A 3,339-nucleotide genomic window follows, 5' to 3' on the forward strand; every position below is an offset into this window, starting at 1 on the left:
CTCCCGCATAGAGCACCGCCGGCTCGATCCGCCGGCAGGACCCGCCGCCATGAAACCGCTTCAGGCCTCGTCAGGCGACCTGAACGCCGATCGCCGCGCCGACTATGCCGAGATGCTGCACGCGGATGGCGATCATGCGGCGGCGGCGGAATTGCTGCTCGGTGCGCTGGAAATAACGCCGCAATGGGCGATGGGCTGGTTTCGTCTCGGCGAGATGCAGCAGGCGGCGGGTCCTGCCGGCGGATCGAGCCGGCGGTGCTCTATGCGGGAGTCAGCAGTGACTTACAACAGGCTTCCCGCCGCGGAATTATATCCTATCTTGGAGACCATGCGCACCAGTGTTCTGCTTCATCCCCGGCCCGAGGGCCTCTATTGCCCGCCGGGCGATTTCTTCATCGACCCGGTTCGGCCGGTCAACAGGGCACTGATCACGCATGGCCATTCCGACCACGCGCGTTCCGGCCACCGCTCGGTGCTGGCGACGCAGCAGACGCTCGACATTATGGGGCTGCGCTACGGCGAGGGTTTCGCTGGCACGACGCAAGCGGCACAACTGGGTGAGACGATTGCCCTCGATGGCGTCAGCGTCAGCTTCCATCCGGCCGGCCATGTGCTGGGCTCGGCGCAGATAGCGGTCGAGCATCAGGGCACGCGCATCGTCGCTTCCGGCGACTACAAGCGGCAGAGGGACGCGACCTGCGCGCCATTCGAGCCGATCCCGTGCGATGTGTTCATCACCGAAGCGACGTTCGGCCTGCCGGTGTTTCGCCATCCCCCGGACACCGAAGAAATCGCCCGCCTGCTGAAATCGGCCGCGCAGTTCCCTGAACGCTCGCATCTGGTCGGCGCCTATGCGCTGGGCAAGGCGCAACGGGTGATGCGGCTGTTGCGCGACGCCGGCTACGACAGGCCACTCTACATCCATGGCGCGCTGGCCAAACTCAGTGAGTACTACCAGAGCCAAGGCATCGATCTCGGCACCCTCGAACCGGCGACCGTCGAAAGCGGCGGCAAGGATGATTTTGCCGGCGCCATCGTCGTCGGCCCGCCTTCGGCCTTCGCGGATCGCTGGGCGCGGCGGTTTCCCGATCCGATCTCGTGCTTTGCGTCAGGCTGGATGCGCATCCGCCAGCGCGCCAAGCAGGGCGGCATCGAACTGCCGCTGATCATCTCGGACCATGCCGACTGGGATGAGCTGACCGCCACCATCAAGGAGACCGGAGCCGAAGAGGTCTGGGTGACGCATGGCCGCGAGGAGGCGCTGGTCCGCTGGTGCGAACTCGAAGGCATCGCGGCAAAGCCACTGCACCTGGTGGGCTACGAGGACGAGGGCGATTGAAGCCATGAACCGCTTCGCCGAACTTCTCGACCGCCTGGTGCTGACGCCGTCGCGCAATGGCAAGCTGACCTTGCTGACCGACTATTTCCGCAGCGTCGAGGATCCCGATCGCGGCCTGGCGCTGGCTGCCATCACTGGCGATCTCCACATCGCCGCGGTCAAGCCGGCGATGCTGCGCATGCTCGTCACCGAGCGCATGGATCCGGTGCTGTTCGGCTATTCCTACGACTATGTCGGCGATCTCGCCGAAACGGTGTCGCTGGTCTGGCCGCAAACGCCCGGAAACACCCCGAACCGCGAGCCGACGCTTGGCGAGGTCGTCGCCAAGCTGCAGGCGGCAAGCCGCTCCGACGGACCGAAGGTGCTGGCAGGGCTGCTCGACAGCGCCGGCATCTCGGCACGCTTTGCCATCATCAAGCTGGTCACCGGCGGCCTGCGCATCGGCGTGTCGGCGCGTCTGGCCAAACAGGCGCTGGCGGATTTCGGCAAGGTCGAGGTCGCGGAGATCGAGGAGCTCTGGCACGGGCTGTCACCGCCTTACACAGCGTTGTTCGCCTGGCTGGAAGGCAAGGCCGAAAAGCCCAGGAACACGGCGTTGGCATTGTTTCGCCCGGTGATGCTGTCGAACCCGGTCGGCGACGGCGATCTCGAAAAGCTCGATCCGGCGGATTATGCCGCCGAATGGAAATGGGACGGCATCCGTGTCCAGGCGGTGGCGGAGGGCGGCATCCGCCGGCTCTATTCGCGCACCGGCGATGACGTTTCGGGCGCCTTTCCGGACCTCGCCGAGGCCATGCATTTTTCCGCAACGCTGGACGGCGAACTGCTTGTCGGCGATCCCCGGGAGGCGACGGGAACCTTCTCCGATCTGCAGCAACGGCTGAATCGCAAGACGGTGGCACCGAAGATGCAGCAGCAATACCCGGCCTTCATGCGCTGCTACGATCTGCTCCAGGTCGGCGGCGAGGATTTGCGCGCGCTGCCGTTTCGCGAACGGCGCGGCCGGCTGGAAAGCTTTGTCGCGACACTCGACCCGAGCCGTTTCGATCTGTCGCCATTCGTCGACTTCACGGACTGGCAAACGCTGGAGGAACTGCGCCGGGCGCCGCCGCATCCGATCATCGAAGGCGTCATGCTGAAGCGCTGGGACTCAGCCTATGTCGCCGGCCGGCCGAAAGGTCCGTGGTTCAAGTGGAAACGCGATCCGCACACAGTGGACGCGGTGCTGATGTATGCGCAGCGCGGCCACGGCAAGCGCTCGAGCTTCTACTCCGACTATACGTTCGGTGTCTGGTCCGGTGCCGAAGGCGAGGAGGAGCTGGTGCCGGTCGGCAAGGCCTATTTCGGCTTCACCGACGAGGAGCTGAAGCAGATCGACAAATATGTCCGCGACAACACGGTCGAGCGTTTCGGCCCGGTGCGCTCGGTGCGCGCCGACCGCGACAATGGCCTGGTGCTGGAAGTCGCCTTCGAAGGACTGAACCGCTCGACCCGGCACAAATCCGGCGTCGCCATGCGCTTTCCCCGCATTTCGCGATTGCGCTGGGACAAGCCGGCCAACGAGGCCGACCGCATCGAAACGCTGCAGGCGCTGCTCGACCGCTAATTTCGCGCGTGCAGGGTTCGCTATGGCTCGATCGAAACGCGGATTTCGTAGATGTCGGCGGCCTTGCCCTGCTTGTCGAAGTCGGAATTGATGGCAATGGTGCCGGCCGAGCCCGGATGCTTGTCGGGAAACTGCACGTCGAACAGATATTCGTTCTGCTGCTGGCCGACTGCGTAGCGCTTGCGGCCGCAGTCGCCGAGTTCGCCGAAATTGCAGTCGACGGAAATCTGCGTCTCCTTGCCTTCCTCGGAACGGGCAATGATGTCGAACACGGCATGTTTGCCGGCCAGTTTCTCCAGCACGCCTTGTCCGACGTCGAAGCTGATCGCCGAACCGGACGCGCCGGAACGGATGCGCAGGAACGAACCGGTATCGTCCTTCATCACCTCGGCCC

Annotated in this window: 2 protein-coding genes and 1 pseudogene; 2 read left to right on the forward strand and 1 reads right to left on the reverse strand. The window is 64.8% G+C overall.

The genetic code is table 11. The annotated features are described in order from the left end of the window. Positions 1-328: 328 nt before the first annotated feature. Positions 329-1,339: a ligase-associated DNA damage response exonuclease gene (locus EN969_RS22910; protein WP_063169968.1), complete on the forward strand. Its 1,011-nt coding sequence runs from the start codon at positions 329-331 to the stop codon at positions 1,337-1,339. A 4-nt stretch (positions 1,340-1,343) separates the two neighbouring features. Then, the gene (locus tag EN969_RS22915; protein ID WP_063169967.1) at positions 1,344-2,945 is read left to right on the forward strand and encodes a cisplatin damage response ATP-dependent DNA ligase; all 1,602 of its coding nucleotides are present in this window, start codon (positions 1,344-1,346) and stop codon (positions 2,943-2,945) included. Between the two features lie 20 nt (positions 2,946-2,965). Here EN969_RS22915 and EN969_RS22920 read toward each other — a convergent pair. Next, positions 2,966-3,339: pseudogene (locus EN969_RS22920) on the reverse strand (hypothetical protein); the annotation flags it as partial.

Source organism: Mesorhizobium sp. M7A.F.Ca.CA.003.01.2.1, from assembly GCF_003998945.1.
Taxonomy (GTDB): Bacteria; Pseudomonadota; Alphaproteobacteria; order Rhizobiales; family Rhizobiaceae; genus Mesorhizobium; species Mesorhizobium ciceri.